Source organism: Litoreibacter roseus, assembly GCF_009811795.1.
Taxonomy (GTDB): Bacteria; Pseudomonadota; Alphaproteobacteria; order Rhodobacterales; family Rhodobacteraceae; genus Litoreibacter; species Litoreibacter roseus.
Map to the genome: position 1 here is coordinate 88,078 of NZ_BLJE01000006.1, position 15,902 is coordinate 103,979.

Genomic DNA, 15,902 nt, shown 5'->3' on the forward strand with positions numbered 1-15,902 from the left:
GCCGTATGCTTGTGCCGTTCTGAGCGCACTGGTAGGCACAGCAAAACCTGACGTCGAGGACCATATGACCCAGACCACTGCAGACATCGATCTGATCAAACGTATCATTCCCCACCGCTACCCGTTTTTGCTGATCGACAAAGTCGTGGATATCGAGCTTGGCAAATCCGCCGTCGGCATCAAGAACGTGACGTATAACGAGCCGCACTTTCAGGGTCATTTTCCTGCGACACCCATCATGCCCGGTGTCATGATTGTTGAAGCGATGGCGCAGACGGCCAGTGTTATGGTTGCGCTGACCCTTGACCTTTTGGACAAGAACGCTCTGGTGTATTTCATGTCGATCGATAACTGCAAATTCCGCCGCAAAGTGGTGCCCGGTGATGTGCTGAAGCTGTCGCTGGAGGCAACGCGCGGCAAGGTGGGCTCCAAGGTGTGGAAGCTGCGCGGCGTGGCCACAGTGGATGGTCAGGTTGCGGCAGAGGCAGATATCTCCGCGATGATCGACGCACCCACGGAATGAGTGGACAGGTTCATCCCACAGCGCTGGTCGAAGAGGGCGCAGAGGTTGCTGAGACGGCGACGATCGGTCCATTCTGCGTGGTCGGACCTGAGGTCTCGATCGGCAGCGGCGTCAAGCTAAAATCCCACGTTGTTATCACAGGCAAGACCAGCATCGGTGAAGACACCGTCGTATTCCCGTTCGCGACGCTGGGCGAGATCCCGCAGGATCTGAAATTTGCCGGTGAAGAAACGCGTCTGGAGATCGGCGCGCGCAACCGGATTCGTGAGGGTGTCACCATGAACACCGGCACCGATGGCGGGGGCGGTCTGACCCGTGTGGGAGATGATTGCCTCTTCATGACGGGCGCGCACGTGGCCCACGACGCGTTCGTGGGCAATCAAGTTGTGGTGGCCAATCAGGCGGCGATTGCCGGGCACTGCATCATTGCGGACCGGGTTATCATCGGTGGGCTTTCGGGCATTCATCAGTTCGTGCGCGTGGGGCGCGGGGCCATCATTGGTGCTGTGACAATGGTGACGAACGATGTCATTCCCTATGGTCTGGTGCAGGCGCCGCGTGGTGATCTGGACGGGCTGAACTATGTGGGGCTCAAGCGGGCTGGGGTGTCGCGCGCGGATATCACAGCGCTGCGTGCGGCCTATCAGATGTTAAAGCAGGGCGACGGCGCGTTTCAGGATCGGGCCCGTCGGCTGGCCGACGAGACCGACAGCGATCTTGTGCGCGAAGTGACCGATTTCATTCTGTCGGACAGTGACCGTCATTTCCTGACGCCGAGATAGAGGATGACACTTGCGCTGATCGCCGGGGAAGGCCGCCTGCCCACCGCCTTGATGGCCGCACTTGATGCCTCAAGCACGTCCTTTTTGCTGTGCGAACTGGCGGGCCATCCTGCTGAGGCACGCGATGGACGTCCGATCCTACGGTTCCGGATCGAAAAGCTGGGCAGTTTTCTCAAGGATCTGAGATCGTCTGGCGTGGACCGCGTGTGTTTCGCAGGCCGGATCGGACGACCAAAGCTGGACCCGTCGCAGATTGATGCCGAGACGATGCCGCTGGTGCCACGCATGATGGTGGCGCTGCAGGCGGGCGATGACACGGCCCTGCGTGTGGTTTTGAAGTTCTTTGAGGAAGTCGGCATCGTGATCGTCGCCGCTCAGGACATTTTGCCCGCTCTGATGCCGGGCGAAAGCGTTCAGGGCACCAAGGCCCCCAGCGAAGCGGATGAGCGTGACGCGGAACGCGGCGCCGAGATCATCGCGGCGATGGGTGCGGTTGATTTGGGTCAGGCGTGCATTGTGGCAAACGGTCAGGCATTGGCGGTGGAGACTATCGGCGGCACCGATTGGATGATGCGCTCCTTGTTGCGGACGCCTGAGGGCGCGCTGACACAGGCCCCACCCAGCAGTTGGGACGACCCCTTGGGATACGCCGCGGACTGGTTGACGGGGCCGGTACAAGATCAACCGTCCAGACTGGAGCGCGATCCGGAATTGCCTGAGGGTGGCCTTCTGATCAAAGGGGCGAAGCCCGATCAGGACATGCGTGTCGATGTTCCAACCATCGGACCACAGACTTTCTTGCGGGCCGCTGAGGTCGGCCTGCGCGGGGTCGTCGTGAAGGCGAGGGAGGTTCTGATCTTGGATCAGGCGACCTGCGTCGAGATTGCGGATCGCCAGAATCTACTGTTCTGGGTGCGCAGTTGAAGCTTTACCTCATTGCGGGGGAGCCATCCGGCGACAGTCTTGGCGCAGCGTTGATGGCGGGTCTGAAGCAGCTCCGCCCGGATGTCACGTTTATCGGCATCGGGGGGCCTTTGATGCAGGCCGAGGGTCTGACCAGCCTGTTTCCCATGGACGAGCTCAGCGTGATGGGGCTGGCGGAGGTTCTACCGCGCCTGCGGCATTTGTTCCGGCGGCGCAATCAGGCGGTAGCTGACATCCTGAAGCAGATACCGGACGCGCTGATCACAATCGACAGTCCCGATTTCTGCCTGCGAGTGGCGCGCAAGGTCAAGGCGGCCTCAGATATCCCGACGGTCCATTATGTTGCGCCAACAGTCTGGGCATGGCGTCCGAAGCGTGCGGCCAAAATGGCGGGCGTCATCGACCATGTTCTGGCGCTCTTCCCGTTTGAGCCGCCCTACATGCAGGCCGCCGGGATGACGTGTGATTTCGTGGGCCATCCTATTGTGGCAGAGCCGGTGGCTGACGCGACTGATGCCACAGCGTTTCGTGCGACCCACAGCATCGGGGAGGCACCTCTGGTGATGATTTTACCCGGCTCCCGCGTGGGCGAGGTCGGGCGTCTGTCGGAGCGGTTCGGTGCGGCGTGGCAGATCGTACTCGGACGGCATCCCGACGCGCGCGTGGTTGTCCCCGCCGCAGGGCCGGTCTTCGACATCGTCCGCGAACAGACGGCGCGCTGGCCGGGGGACGTATTGGTTTTGGACCCGAATGCGGCAGAGGCCAAGGTGGCAAAGCGCGCGGCTTTCAAAGCGGCGGATGTCGCCTTGGCTGCGTCCGGCACTGTGTCGCTTGAACTGGCAGCCAGCGGCACGCCCATGGTTATCGCCTATGACATGAATTGGCTGTCGCGCAGGATGATCAAGCGGATGCTGCTGATTGATACGGTCACGCTGGTCAATCTGGTCTCGGAGACGCGCACAATTCCTGAATTTTTGGGCGATCGGTGCAGGCCCGACCTGATTGGCGGGACAATTGCGGATCTTTTGCAGGACGAGGCGGCGCGGGCCGCTCAGTTGCAGGCTTGTGCTGTGACGATGGAACGCTTGGGGCGGGGCGGCGACGCGCCGGGGCTGCGCGCGGCGCGATCGGTTCTGGATGTGATCTCAGCCGGTGAAGTCTGAAACGACCCCATCTGTCATTTGTACCAACTGATCGGGCGTCAACTCAACGATATGATTGGGCGTGCCTGCGGCGGCCCAGACGGTCTCGAATTCCAGCAGGCGGGGATCGATAAAGGCCCGGATTGGGGACAGATGTCCGACCGGGGACACGCCCCCGATTGCAAATCCCGTTTGCGCTCGGATCAGCGCCGCGTCCGCTTTGCCCAGTGCCTCCCCTGCAAGAGAGGACGCTTTGCCGGCGTCTACCTTATTGCCGCCTGCAGTGACGAAAAGGATCGCCTGCTCCGAGGTTTCGCCCCGAAAAATGATGGATTTTGCGATCTGATCGACGGTGCATCCGGCAAAATCTGCGGCCTGCTGGGCCGTGCGGGTCGAGGCGTCGGTCTCAACCACATTGGCGTCGATCCCGGCATCGGCGAGGGCGGCTTTCACACGTTTCAAACTCTTGCTCATGGGGTCTGGCTAACGCGACTGCAGGGGGGCGGCAAGTGCGATTGACCCGGTCCGCTGTCCCGCCCATTGTTGATGACATGGACTTTGCATCTGGGATCACGCGGGCGCCGCTGCCCTATACCGCCTCGCGGGGCGAGGACATGGTGGCGCTTTATCCCGATGCGTCCGAGGACTTTGCGGCGCTTGTTCGGGGGACCGGGGGGTGCAGCCCCTACCTCGCGTCGCTTTTGGAAAAGGAAGCGGACTGGTTGCGGGATCTTCCGCACCGGGACCCTGAAGCGATGAAGGATGAGGTGCTTCAGGGCATCAAGTATCTACAGGGTGGTGATCTGAAGCCGGGGCTGCGACAGGCGAAGCGACGTCTGGCGGCGCTGACGGCCTTGGCCGATCTGGGGGGTGTTTGGTCGCTGGAACAGGTGACCGGTGCCCTGACCGAGCTTGCGGACCGGGCGCTGCAGCGTGGTCTGACCCATCTGATCGAGGCTGAGATTGCCAAGGGAAAACTGCCGGGATTGACCGAAGATGACATCGCCGACGCAGGGGGTATGTGCATTCTGGCCATGGGCAAGATGGGCGCGGGGGAGTTGAATTATTCCAGCGATATCGACCTGATTTGCCTGTTTGACGAGACCCGGTTCAACTCCGACGATTACAGCACGGCGCGCGCAGCGTTCGTACGTGTGACCCGCGCATTGATGGCCTTGATGTCAACAGTCACAGAAGATGGTTACGTATTCCGGACCGATCTGCGCTTGCGCCCGGATGCCTCTGTCACGCCGGTCTGCATCGCGATGGAGGCGGCGGAGCGCTATTACGAAAGCGTCGGACGCACGTGGGAGCGGGCCGCCTTCATCAAGGCACGGCCGTGCGCGGGCGATATCGCTGCAGGTGCGGCGTTTCTCGACCGGCTGACGCCCTTTGTCTGGCGCAGGCATTTGGATTTCGCTGCTATTCAGGACGCTCATGATATGCGTTTGCGCATCCGGGACCACAAGGCGTTGAGCGATCAGATCACCTTGGAGGGCCATGACATGAAGCTCGGCCCCGGCGGCATTCGGGAGATCGAGTTTTTCACCCAGACGCGCCAGTTGATTGCGGGCGGGCGCGACACCGGGCTGCGTCAGCGCGAAACTATGCCCGGACTGTACGCGCTTGCGAATGCGGACTGGATCCCGGCGGACCTCGCCCAAGGCTTGTCGACGCAGTACCGCGCCCATCGGGAGGTTGAACACCGTTTGCAAATGCTCAATGACGCGCAAACCCATACACTGCCCACATCGGCCGACGGATTTGACAGGTTGGCTCGGTTTTCTGGTATGGCAGACACGGCGCGTTACCGGGCCGACCTGCTGGCGCGACTACACGATGTCGCCGAGAAGACGGAAGCGTTTTTTGAAGGTGACAGCCCCGGTCGGAACAACGCCACGGGGGAGACGGACACCTATCTCAGCAAGTGGCGGCAACTGCCCGCGCTGAGGTCGCCCCGTGCGGTCCAGATTTTCAGCCGTGTGTTTCCCAGCATCCTTTCGCAACTCAAGGGCGCGGCCCGCCCCGAAGAGGCGATTGCCGAGTTTGAGCAGTTCCTGTCTGGTCTGCCCGCGGGCGTTCAATTGTTTTCGTTGTTCGAGGCCAATCCAAAGCTCACGCAATTGATCGCAGATATCTGCGCGACGGCACCCGCCCTTGCTGCCTATCTGTCGCGCAACGCCGGCGTTCTTGATGCGGTGATCGGGGGCGGGTTCTTTGCGGCATGGCCCGGGCGCGCTGCGCTGACCGACGATCTGACTGGACAACTGGCGCAGGCGGGGGATTACGAGGCTCAGCTGGACACTGCGCGGCGCTGGCAGAAAGAGTGGCACTTCCGTATCGGCGTCCATCACCTGCGGGGCCTCACTAAGGCAGCGGAGGCGGGGACGCAGTACAGTGATCTGGCGAGGGCGGTCTTGGCCGCGCTTTTGCCTGTCGTGCTGGCCGAGTTCGCCCGCAAGCATGGGGCAGCGCCCGGGCGGGGCATGGCCGTGCTGGCCATGGGGTCCCTTGGTGCCGGTCGGCTGACGGCCCAGTCGGATCTGGACCTGATCGTGATCTATGATGCAGATGGGGTGGAGACGTCGGTAGGGCCGAAGCCGCTGGCCGCACGGGCCTATTATGCGCGCGCCACGCAAGCCCTGATCACCGCCCTTACGGCTGCGACGGCGGAGGGTAAGCTATATGATGTGGACATGCGGTTGCGGCCCTCGGGCCAAGCTGGGCCGGTTGCGACGTCCTTGGGTAGTTTTCGCACCTATCAGATGGAAGAGGCTTGGATCTGGGAACATCTTGCCCTGACACGGGGGCAGGCCGTCGCCGGTGATGCTGCCTTGCGCCAAGATATTGAGACGGTGCGCCATGATGTTCTGGGTGCGCCTCATGACAAGCACCGGATCGTGAAAGAGATGCAGGACATGCGCCAGCGACTGGCGGATGCGGGCCGCGATGGCGCGCCGTGGGACTGGAAGCTGGGGCCGGGCGGCGCGCAGGACATTGATCTTCTGGTGCAGGCCTTGGCGCTGGTTCATGGTGGTCTGTCGCGCGATGTTTTCACGCAAATCAGCGATGTGGCAGAGGCTCACTTGCTGTCACAAGATGATGCGGCTGTCCTGACCGAGGCTCGTGCGCTTTTCGCGGCGCTCGCTCAGGCGATGGCCCTTCTGGTGCGGGAGGCGCGCGCGATAGAGACCTTGGGTCGGGGCGCTCAGATGATGATCCTGCGTGAGACGGGCCAGACATCGGTCGAAGATCTGACAAATCACGCGGATGAATGTCGCAAAAACGCAAGGAAACTGATCGAAACGACCCTTGCGGCTTTGTCCTGACATGCTAGCTGCGGGGAAACGGGCTGCCAGGCGCAGCTTCAGCTGGAGTGTTTATGAGCGTTTCTGTGAGTGAGATCGATCCAAAAGGTCTGATGGCCGACGCCTACCAGATCGACGGGATCGGCATCAGCGAGTGTCGGACCATTTTTCTGGATTGGGCGCTTGGTGTTCCGGCGGGCCAAGATCCCCGCGCGGCAATCGAACAGCTGCTGGTGTTTTACGGCACCGATGCGCCGGATCACCCAATGACCGAAGTGTTGAAGGCCGGGTTGGCCGAGCAACCCGAAGCCCGCCGCCGGGGCGGTCGGGCTGCACGTTTGAGCGATCGGCAAGGCTGAGTTTCAGCCTCGCAGATCCGTTCAGTTTTCCAGAGCTTTTGTAACGGCTTCGAACCCGGCGGTGAACCCGCTAAGCGAGACCGTCAACTCGACCCGCTGATCAGGGGCCTGCGCGGGAACGACTGTGATCTTGCCTTCGCGCCCGCGCTTGAATGTCGCGATGTCCGCATCAGTAAAGCCCACGCGGGCAAAACATCCGATCTCGGTGCAGAATGTGAAAGGATAGACTTTGGCCTGACTGCCGTCCACGGACAGGCGCACCTGCTGGGTCAGTAGGGTTTGCAACGGTGTGACAATGGTCGCGCCTGCAACCAGCGTGTCTTCTGGTGGAAGGGCGAACAGGTTGATCTCGGCCACTGAATTGCCGTTCTGATCTTCAAGAAGCTGGTAAAGCTGGCATGGTTCCTGCTGGCCCTCGGGCGCACGGATACAGCGCAGTTCCCAATCGCCATGCGTGGACAATCTATAGGTCTGGCCGACCTCGATCTCGGCCGAGCCGGTCGATAATCCGTCTGCGCGTTCCGTCGTCTCTGCCGGAGCGGCGCCATCCGAAGCACCAGGCGCCTCTGTTTCAGAAGTCTCTGGGGTGGGGGCTTCTTCGGCCGGTGTTTCTTCGGTGGGTGTCTCGGTTGTGTCTTGAGAAAATGCCGGGGCGGCGGCCATCATCGCGGCGACAATCAGAACAGATTTCAAAAGATCAGACATCTCTTTTCCATTTCTTATATTGGCTCTCGGGATGATCTAGCACGAGCCCTTCAGGGTGTCAGTGCGAAAACGCATGGCGGACGTGGCATCGGCAGCTTTTGCAATGGACGCTTGTGGGGTCGTGATTGCCGGATCCATTGCGCGCTAAGGAGGCTATTCTGTCCCCTGAATTAGAAAAAGGGCTCACGACGTGAACCCTTTCTCAAATTATTATCTCCCCATCGGACTGGCCGACTTATGCAAGGACGCTAGGACACCGACCGTCCCCGGTCAACTAGGTTTCTCGACTTTAGTCGATATAGCTCAAGCTCACTGGATAAAGCCGGTCCTCCGGGCAATGTGCATGGGGATTGAGCAAAAAAGAGGCCGTGTCAGATGACACGGCCAGTCGACAGGGAGGAAGTCATGCGCCTCCATAGACCATGAAAAAGCGCGCAGGTTAGTTCTGGCATAGAAAGGTTAACAAGCTATTGTGCCACAAAAGAATACGGCGCGATGTGCTGGTGGAGGGACGAGCGATGACACAGACAGATCGGATTTTCGTGGGCGGCGGTGGTGAGGGCTATGGCGCCCCCCAAACCATGCTTCTCAAATATGCCAACCGCCATGGCCTGATCGCCGGGGCGACCGGGACCGGTAAAACGGTGACACTGCAAATTCTGGCGGAAAGCCTGTCGGCGCAGGGCGTGCCGGTGTTCATGTCGGACGTGAAAGGTGATTTGAGCGGGCTGGCCGAGGCTGGGTCACCCGATTTCAAGCTGCATGATGCCTTCATGGAGCGCGCCGCCAAGATTGGCTTTGACGATTACAGCTATTCGGCATTTCCGGTGACGTTCTGGGACCTGTACGGCGAGCAGGGCCACCCGGTGCGGACCACCGTTTCCGAGATGGGGCCGCTGCTTTTTGCGCGCCTTCTGGAATTGAGTGAAGCGCAGGAAGGTATCCTCAACATCGCCTTCCGCGTAGCCGATGAGGAGGGGCTGCCGCTGCTGGATCTCAAGGATCTCCAATCGCTTCTTGTCTGGATTGGGGAGAACGCCAAAAAACTAGCGCTGCGCTACGGGTTTGTGTCGTCACAGTCCGTCGGTGCCATTCAGCGCCGCCTGCTGGTGCTGGAAAACCAAGGCGCAAGCGAGTTCTTCGGGGAACCCGCCCTTGATCTTGAAGATATGTTCCTGACCGATGCGGACGGGCGCGGGCGGATTAATATTTTGGCGGCCAACAAACTGATGGGTGCACCTCGTCTTTATGCGACGTTCCTCTTGTGGCTTCTGAGCGAGTTGTTCGAAACCCTGCCCGAGATCGGTGATCCTGATAAGCCGAAGTTCGTCTTCTTCTTTGACGAGGCGCATCTGCTGTTTGACGGCGCGCCGAAAGCGTTGGTCGATAAGGTCGAGCAAGTGGCGCGTCTGATCCGTTCGAAGGGCGTTGGGGTTTACTTCATCACCCAGAACCCGGCCGATGTGCCGGAGGATATTCTGGGACAGTTGGGCAACCGCGTGCAGCATGCCTTACGCGCCTTCACGCGCCGGGATCAAAAAGACCTGCGGGCCGCTGCGGAAACCTATCGTGAGAACCCGCGGTTCGACGTGGAGGACGCGATCAAGGAGGTTGGCGTGGGCGAGGCTGTGACCTCTTTTCTGGAAGCGAAAGGTGCGCCGGGCGTGGTGGAACGCACGCTCATTCGCCCGCCATCTTCGCAGCTGGGCCCGTTGACCGAAATTGAACGAAAATCGGCGATGATGTCGTCCCCTGTGGCTGGCAAATACGAAGCAGAGGTTGATCGCGCATCGGCCTTTGAGATGCTGGCCAAGCGGGCGGACGATGCGGCGAAAGCGGCCGAAGAGGCTGAGCGCAAAGAACAGGACATGGAAGTGCGCGAGCGCGAGTACCAGACCGGGCGACGCTACTCTGGTAACCGGGTGGGGCGGTCGACAACAACCCGCAAACGGTCCCGGCGCGGCGACAGCGTGGGCGAGGCGTTCGCTAAATCCATGATGCGATCCATTGGAACCAAGGCCGGTACCGCAATTGTGCGCGGGGTGATGGGCAGCCTGTTCAAGGGGCGCTGACAGCGGGTGGGATGTGGACGCCTCCGGCGGGAGTACTTGAGCCAGAAAGAAAGGCGGCGCGCTCTAGTCAGGGCAGATGCGGGCCTCTGCTTTCACGGCATCCCAAAGCGCGTCCATCTCTTTTAGGTCTGAGTCCTCTGGCCGCTTGCCCATGTCTGATAGCTTCCGTTCCACCGCTTCGAACCGTGCGGTGAACTTGGCGTTGGTGGATCGCAACGCCTCTTCGGGGTCGATGTCCATATGGCGGGCGAGATTTGCCATGACGAAGAGCAGGTCACCGAATTCGTCCAGCATATCGGTCTTGGATTTGTTGTCGCGGGCCTCAACCAGTTCGCGCGTCTCCTCCTGCAGCTTGTCCAGCACCTCGTCGGTGCTGGGCCAGTCAAACCCCACTCGGGCGGCGCGTTTCTGGAGCTTCACCGCGCGGAGAAGTGCTGGCAGGTTCAGGGCAACACCGTCGAGGGTGCCCGCCTGGGCTTTCTTCGCCCGCTCGGCGGCCTTGATCTTTTCCCAATCGGCGGTTTGTTGATCCGCTGATTTGTCCCGGCTTTCGTCGCCGAATACATGGGGATGGCGGGCGACCATCTTGTCGCTGATCGCGTTGGCCACGCTGTCAAAGGTGAAATGGCCGGATTCGGCGCCGATCTGGGTGTGATAGACAGTCTGGAGAAGCAGATCGCCCAACTCCCCCTCCAGTTCGGACCAGTCATTGCGGGCGATTGCGTCGGCGACCTCATACGCCTCTTCGATGGTGTAGGGCGCGATGGTCTGGAAGGTCTGTTCTATGTCCCAAGGGCATCCCGATTGAGGGTCGCGCAGGCGCCGCATGATTTCCAGTAGGCGGGGCATTGGTTGGCTGGCGTCGTGAATGAGATCGGGCATTGAATGGCTCTGCGGTTGCTGCGAGTCTGCTCGCAGATAAGCACGAAGGATCGACCACATGCCAGTCATCAACCGGATTGCGGGCTTCGCCGCGGAAATGCAGGGCTGGCGCCATTGGCTCCACCGTAATCCCGAGCTGAAATTCGACTGTCACAAGACATCGGCGTTTGTGGTGGAGCGACTGCGGGAGTTCGGGATCACCGAAATACATGACGGCATCGCCGAAACCGGTGTAATCGCGATCATCGAGGGGTGCGGGGATGGGCCGACCATTGGCCTGCGAGCAGATATGGACGCGCTCCCCATCGACGAGGCGACGGGGTTAGACCATGCGTCTGAGACGCCCGGCGCGATGCATGCCTGCGGCCATGACGGGCACACGACAATGCTGTTGGGCGCGGCCAAGTATCTGGCGGAGACGCGCAATTTCGCGGGCCGGGTCGCGTTGATCTTTCAACCCGCTGAGGAAAACGGCGGCGGCGCTGGCGTCATGGTGGATGCTGGTGTTTTGGACCGGTTTAACATCGCCGAGGTCTATGCACTGCACAACATTCCCGGTCATCCGGAAGGGGCCTTCCACACAACGCCCGGGCCGATCATGGCGGCGGTCGATACGTTTCATATTCATATATCCGGCAAGGGCGGACATGCCGCCATGCCCCATGACACCCGGGACCCGGTTATGGCAGCGGTTGGCATCTGCACGGCGATCCAGACCATCGTGTCCCGCAATCACCACGCGTTGAACGACCTGGTCGTCTCTGTCACGCAGATCCACACGGGGAGCGCGGACAATGTCGTGCCGGATACCGCCTATATCTGCGGGACTGTGCGGACTTTTGACAAGGATGTGCAGGCAATGGTCAAGGACCGGCTGGCAGCCATTGTGGCGGGGCATGCGGCATCCTTTGGCGTCACCGCCGCACTTGATTACGAAGAGGGCTACCCGGCGACCGTCAATCACGACGCGCAGACCCGGTTCGCGGCAGAGGTGGCGCGGGATGTCGTGGGCCGCGAAAATGTGGACGCTGCGGCCGCCCGCCAGATGGGGGCGGAAGATTTTGCCTATATGCTGGAGGCGCGGCCCGGTGCGTATCTGTTCCTGGGGCAGGGCCCGGGCGCGGGACTGCATCACCCGGCCTACGACTTCAATGACGAGATCTCTGCCGTTGGGGCGTCGTTCTTTGCGCGTTTGGTCGAGCGGGCGCAGCCCCTGACTTAGTCCTCCGCCACGCGCCGGTAACTGCGGTTTCCGTAAAGCAATGGTGTGCCTGTCTTGGTGTCCACCTGTGCGACGCGGCCGATGATCACGTAGTGGGTCCCGATCTGTTCATGGGATTTCACTTCGCAGTCAAACGACACCAGCGCATCTACCATGCGCGGTGCGCCGGAGGGGCCCTTGTGAAAGACGGTGGCGTCGAACTTGTCGCCATTGGGGGCAGGATGGCGGCTGGCGAAGATGTTGGCGATGTCCTGCTGGTGCTCGTCCAACACGTTGATGCTGAAGCACCCGTTTTCCAGCAGTGGCTTTGCAGCGGACGAGTCGTGATGCAGGCACACCAGAACTGTCGGGGCCTCGCCATCCGCCGAGACGCTTGTCATGGCCGAGACGGTTGCGCCCGCCCGGCCTGCTGAGCCGTCCGTTGTGACGATGGAAACGGACGATACAAGCATGCTCATCGCGTCAAGGAATTGCGTTCTGATGGCCATGATCCGCCTGTTCCGCTGTTGTGCACCGGGAGAAGGTGAGGCGCCTTCATGCCCCGGCGGGCCGTCCTGCGCAAGCCTTGCAAATTGAAGCGCTGCCCCTCAGGGTGTCGCCATGAAGGACACCCCCAAGGACCTCGACCCACAGCAGTTGGATCGCCGACACCTGTTGCACCCCTGGACCCATTTTGACAGTTTTGCCGCCGACGGGGCGCTTATGCTGGACCGTGGCGAAGGTTGCTACGTCTGGGACACGGCAGATCGGCGATACCTGGATGCCGTGGGCGGGCTGTGGTGCACGAATATCGGACTGGGCCGCAAGGAGATGGCCGATGCGATTGCAGATCAGGCTCTGCGGCTTGCCTTCTCCAACACGTTCGTTGACATGGGCAACACGCCCTCGGCAAAACTTGCGGCGAAGTTGGCCGATCTTGCGCCGGGGGATCTGAACCGGGTGCATTTCACGACCGGTGGCTCGACCGCGATCGACAGTGCTTACCGGATGGTTGCGTTCTATCACCGGGTGATGGGGCGGCCCGAGAAGACCCATGTGATCGCACGCGACCAATCCTACCACGGCGCGACATATGCCAGCATCTCGATAGGCAAGCGTCCAGGCGACAAGGTGCCGGAGTTCGCTTACGCGCAGGACGGGATCCATCACGTTTCAGCCCCGGACACCTACCGGATGCCCGATGGCTTTGATGAAGCGGTACTGTCAGACCGGCTTGTGGCGGAGTTCGAGGCCAAGATCAAAGAGATCGGGACGGACAGGGTGGGCGCGTTTTTTGCCGAACCCATTCAAGCCTCCGGCGGGGTGGTGATGCCGCCCGACGGGTATCTCAAACGGATGGCTGACGTATGCCGGAAACACGACATTCTGTTCATCGCCGACGAGGTCGTGACCGGGTTCGGGCGGATTGGACATTGGTTCGCGTCAGAGGATGTATTTGACGTCACGCCGGATATCATCTGCTGCGCCAAGGGTCTTAGCTCGGGGTATCAGCCTATTGGTGCGGTGATCTTTTCCGACCGGATCTACAACGCCATGCAAGGGGATCGCTGGTACGCCTCGGGGTATACCTATGCCGGGCATCCTGTGGCGTGCGCGGCGGCATTGAAGAATATCGAAATCATCGAAGATGAGGACTTGCTGCACCGGGCCAAGCGGGTTGGCGGGTATCTGGAGGCGCGGCTTGGGGCGCTGTCCGACCTTCCGATGGTGGGTGACGTGCGGGGTCGGCGTTTGATGATGTGTGTGGAAAGCGTCGCGGACAAGGAAACCAAAACGCCTTTGCCGGACCATCTCGGCGTCGGCAAGCTGATCTCGAACGCGGCAGAGGCGCATGGATTGCTGGTGCGGCCCATCGGGGCGCTCAACGTGATATCACCCGCGCTTGTCATAACGGAGGCTGAAATTGATTTCATGGCTGAGACTCTGGAGGTGGCGATCCAGGAGGTGGCAGATGACCTGGTTCGGAATGGAGAAAGGATTGCGTGAATGGCGCTGAAAGACGCCGCGAATGATGTCGATAACGCACTGATACGGGATGGATATCGAGGGCTCTCCTACGAGAATGCCTTTGGTGGTGCGCTGAGTTTCATGCGCCGAACCTATACCAAGGATCTGACAGGCGTTGATCTGGCCGTCACAGGCGTTCCGTTTGATCAGGCGGTGACAAACCGCCCCGGCACCCGCCTTGGCCCCCGCGCCATTCGAGAGGCGTCGACATTGCAACCTTGCGATCCGCCATATGGGTGGGACATCAACCCGCTGACAGAGTTCAACATCGCCGACTACGGCGATCTGGCGTTCGATTATGCCAATGTCCCGGCGTTTCCAAAGGCCCTCACGGATCATATCTCGGGTATTCTGGACAAAGGGGCGGGGTCGCTTGTGCTGGGCGGCGATCATTACATCACCTTTCCGATCCTCAGGGCTTATGCGGCGAAGTTCGGCCCTGTGAGTCTTCTTCAGTTCGATGCCCATTCCGACACGTGGCCTGATGACGACATGGATCGCATAGACCACGGGACGATGTTCTATAAGGCCGTGAAGGAAGGCCTGATTGTCCCGGAACGCTCGGTTCAGGTGGGCATACGCACAACAAATGAGGTGGATCTGGGCGTGAATGTCATCGACGCCCGTGAAGTGCATGAAGCCGGGCCTGCGACTGTGGTCGAGAAGATCAGGGATATTCTGGGCGATGCGCCCACATATCTGACGTTTGATATTGATTGCCTCGATCCGGCATTTGCGCCGGGGACGGGAACGCCCGTTTGGGGCGGTCTGTCCAGTGGGCAGGCGGCGATCATCCTGCGCGATCTGGCGGGGATCAATGTGGTGGGCTGTGATGTCGTCGAGGTTTCGCCGCCCTATGATGCGGGCAATTGCACTGCGGTTGCGGCCGCCCACGTGGCGACGGAACTCATGTGCCTCTATTGCTACAACAAGCGGGCGCGGGCGTGATGCCCCATCAGCCTGTGTCCGGCAATGATCTGGCGCGTTTTGCAGGCGGCGGCACCTTCATGCGCTTGCCGCGGGTCGAGACGGCTGAGGGGCTGGATGTCGCGTTTCTGGGTGTGCCGATGGATCATGGCTCTAGCTGGCGGTCCGGCACACGCTTCGGGCCGCAACAGATCAGAAACGAAAGTGCGATGATCCGGCCTTACGGCGTTCAAACCGGCGCCGCGCCTTTTGATGTCCTGAACTGCGCCGATCTGGGTGATGTCGCGATCAATACCTTCAACCTGCGCGACAGCCTGAAAATGATTGAGGCTCGGTTTGACGAGGTGCTGGCCCATGATGTCACTCCAATCACCATGGGCGGGGATCATTCCATCACATTGCCGATCCTGCGGGCGATGGCCAAAAAGCATGGCCCCCTTGGTTTGGTTCATGTGGACGCCCATGCGGATGTGAATGATGAGATGTTTGGCGAGCGGGAAACCCACGGCACCGTCTTTCGCCGTGCCTACGAGGAGGGATTGTTGCGTCCCAAGGATGTCTGGCAGATCGGTTTGCGGGGCACAGGTTACACCGCTGAGGATTTCGATGAGCCGCGCGATTGGGGGTTCAATCTGGTCTTGGCGCAAGACCTCTGGCACCGCTCGACGGCACCCTTGGCCAAGCAAATCCGCGCGGCCATGGGGCCGGGGCCGGTTTATCTTTCATACGATATCGACAGTCTTGACCCTTCTATAGCGCCGGGGACCGGCACGCCCGAGATCGGCGGCCTCACGACACCACAAGCGATGGAGCTTGTCCGGGGACTGCGTGGGATCCCCCTCGTTGGCGCAGATATGGTCGAAGTGTCACCACCCTATGATCCGCATGGCAATACGGCGTTGACGGCAGCGAACCTGATCTACGAGATCCTCTCCGTCTTGCCGGGTGTGCCCTACAGGTAAGCTGCGGCATCACATCATGTCATAGCACACATATTTTTCTGGATCGGTGAGGGATCGCCCATTAGAAAGCCGCCCATCGGGCAAAAG

Annotated in this window: 15 protein-coding genes; 11 read left to right on the forward strand and 4 right to left on the reverse strand. The window is 60.8% G+C overall.

What is annotated here, in order from left to right; genetic code table 11:
- Positions 1 to 64 precede the first annotated feature (64 nt).
- The 4 genes from fabZ to lpxB are packed head-to-tail and all read left to right on the forward strand — an operon-like array spanning position 65 to position 3,392.
- The gene (gene fabZ, locus KIN_RS19365) at positions 65 to 523 is read left to right on the forward strand and encodes a 3-hydroxyacyl-ACP dehydratase FabZ (protein WP_159810220.1); all 459 of its coding nucleotides are present in this window, start codon (positions 65 to 67) and stop codon (positions 521 to 523) included.
- The gene (gene lpxA, locus KIN_RS19370; RefSeq protein ID WP_159810222.1) at positions 520 to 1,305 is read left to right on the forward strand and encodes an acyl-ACP--UDP-N-acetylglucosamine O-acyltransferase; all 786 of its coding nucleotides are present in this window, start codon (positions 520 to 522) and stop codon (positions 1,303 to 1,305) included. Before fabZ ends, lpxA begins: the two co-directional genes overlap by 4 nt.
- 3 nt (positions 1,306 to 1,308) lie before the next feature.
- The gene (locus KIN_RS19375; protein WP_159810224.1) at positions 1,309 to 2,229 is read left to right on the forward strand and encodes an LpxI family protein; all 921 of its coding nucleotides are present in this window, start codon (positions 1,309 to 1,311) and stop codon (positions 2,227 to 2,229) included.
- Positions 2,226 to 3,392: a lipid-A-disaccharide synthase gene (lpxB, locus tag KIN_RS19380; RefSeq protein ID WP_159810226.1), complete on the forward strand. Its 1,167-nt coding sequence runs from the start codon at positions 2,226 to 2,228 to the stop codon at positions 3,390 to 3,392. The genes KIN_RS19375 and lpxB overlap by 4 nt, the downstream gene beginning before the upstream one ends.
- Here the strand turns inward: lpxB and KIN_RS19385 are convergent.
- Positions 3,375 to 3,845, reverse strand: coding sequence for a YbaK/EbsC family protein (locus KIN_RS19385; RefSeq protein WP_159810228.1), 471 nt, complete (start codon positions 3,843 to 3,845; stop codon positions 3,375 to 3,377). The genes lpxB and KIN_RS19385 overlap by 18 nt on opposite strands.
- A 77-nt stretch (positions 3,846 to 3,922) precedes the next feature.
- Here KIN_RS19385 and KIN_RS19390 point away from each other — a divergent pair, with 77 nt between their 5' ends.
- Both KIN_RS19390 and KIN_RS19395 read left to right on the forward strand, forming a co-directional pair.
- A complete protein-coding gene (locus KIN_RS19390; protein ID WP_159810451.1) occupies positions 3,923 to 6,700 on the forward strand; it encodes a [protein-PII] uridylyltransferase family protein in 2,778 nt (925 codons plus the stop codon).
- A 53-nt stretch (positions 6,701 to 6,753) separates the two neighbouring features.
- Positions 6,754 to 7,038, forward strand: coding sequence for a hypothetical protein (locus KIN_RS19395; RefSeq protein ID WP_159810230.1), 285 nt, complete (start codon positions 6,754 to 6,756; stop codon positions 7,036 to 7,038).
- A 21-nt stretch (positions 7,039 to 7,059) separates the two neighbouring features.
- Here the strand turns inward: KIN_RS19395 and KIN_RS19400 are convergent, their stop codons facing one another.
- Positions 7,060 to 7,743 carry an invasion associated locus B family protein gene (locus tag KIN_RS19400; protein WP_159810232.1) on the reverse strand — a complete coding sequence of 228 codons (684 nt, stop codon included), beginning with the start codon at positions 7,741 to 7,743 and terminating at the stop codon, positions 7,060 to 7,062.
- 518 nt (positions 7,744 to 8,261) lie between these two features.
- Here KIN_RS19400 and KIN_RS19405 point away from each other — a divergent pair.
- The gene (locus KIN_RS19405) at positions 8,262 to 9,815 is read left to right on the forward strand and encodes a helicase HerA-like domain-containing protein (protein WP_159810234.1); all 1,554 of its coding nucleotides are present in this window, start codon (positions 8,262 to 8,264) and stop codon (positions 9,813 to 9,815) included.
- Between the two features lie 63 nt (positions 9,816 to 9,878).
- On the opposite strand, the gene mazG is transcribed toward KIN_RS19405, so the two are convergent.
- A complete protein-coding gene (gene mazG / locus KIN_RS19410) occupies positions 9,879 to 10,697 on the reverse strand; it encodes a nucleoside triphosphate pyrophosphohydrolase (RefSeq protein ID WP_159810236.1) in 819 nt (272 codons plus the stop codon).
- A 58-nt stretch (positions 10,698 to 10,755) separates the two neighbouring features.
- Between mazG and KIN_RS19415 the strand changes: the two genes are divergently transcribed.
- The gene (locus KIN_RS19415) at positions 10,756 to 11,919 is read left to right on the forward strand and encodes a M20 aminoacylase family protein (RefSeq protein WP_159810238.1); all 1,164 of its coding nucleotides are present in this window, start codon (positions 10,756 to 10,758) and stop codon (positions 11,917 to 11,919) included.
- Here KIN_RS19415 and KIN_RS19420 read toward each other — a convergent pair.
- Positions 11,916 to 12,407, reverse strand: coding sequence for a flavin reductase family protein (locus KIN_RS19420; protein WP_159810240.1), 492 nt, complete (start codon positions 12,405 to 12,407; stop codon positions 11,916 to 11,918). The genes KIN_RS19415 and KIN_RS19420 overlap by 4 nt on opposite strands.
- A gap of 112 nt (positions 12,408 to 12,519) precedes the next feature.
- On the opposite strand from KIN_RS19420, the gene KIN_RS19425 reads away from it, so the two are divergent.
- The 3 genes from KIN_RS19425 to speB (KIN_RS19435) are packed head-to-tail and all read left to right on the forward strand — an operon-like array spanning position 12,520 to position 15,815.
- Positions 12,520 to 13,905 (forward strand): aminotransferase, encoded by a 1,386-nt coding sequence (locus tag KIN_RS19425; RefSeq protein ID WP_159810242.1) that lies wholly within the window; start codon positions 12,520 to 12,522, stop codon positions 13,903 to 13,905.
- Positions 13,906 to 14,874, forward strand: a complete 969-nt coding sequence (gene speB / locus KIN_RS19430; RefSeq protein WP_159810244.1) for an agmatinase — start codon at positions 13,906 to 13,908, stop codon at positions 14,872 to 14,874.
- Positions 14,874 to 15,815 (forward strand): agmatinase, encoded by a 942-nt coding sequence (gene speB, locus KIN_RS19435; RefSeq protein ID WP_159810246.1) that lies wholly within the window; start codon positions 14,874 to 14,876, stop codon positions 15,813 to 15,815. Before speB (KIN_RS19430) ends, speB (KIN_RS19435) begins: the two co-directional genes overlap by 1 nt.
- Positions 15,816 to 15,902 lie beyond the last annotated feature (87 nt).